This window comes from Brevibacillus borstelensis, assembly GCF_037834415.1.
Taxonomy (GTDB): Bacteria; Bacillota; Bacilli; order Brevibacillales; family Brevibacillaceae; genus Brevibacillus; species Brevibacillus borstelensis_A.
In genome coordinates this window covers 1-209 of sequence record NZ_JAUMSJ010000149.1, presented here as the reverse complement: position 1 = coordinate 209, position 209 = coordinate 1, and the positions used below count along the sequence as shown (strand labels likewise).

Sequence of the window (209 nt, the reverse complement as noted above, 5' to 3'; positions counted from 1 at the left end):
GGGAGGTGTCCCAAAGACCTTCGCCGTTTTCTCCTTTTTCATCTCTACAGCTGTTGGTTTTCCTCCAAAAAAACGGTTTGGGCATACGCCGAACGGTTGAGAGAGCCTTGCTTGCGAAGAGGGCTTACATTCATTAGCGAAAGAATCCCCTGTCGGCTTGAGGAGATCAGGTTTCCCATAAGCCTTAGACAACTGTGAAATATCCCGCA

Annotated in this window: 1 protein-coding gene; it reads right to left on the bottom strand. The window is 48.8% G+C overall.

Features of this window, described 5'->3' with window-relative positions; translation table 11 throughout:
• A partial coding sequence (locus Q3F21_RS27345; protein WP_340259762.1) for a hypothetical protein occupies positions 1–209 on the bottom strand: 209 nt, incomplete at both ends.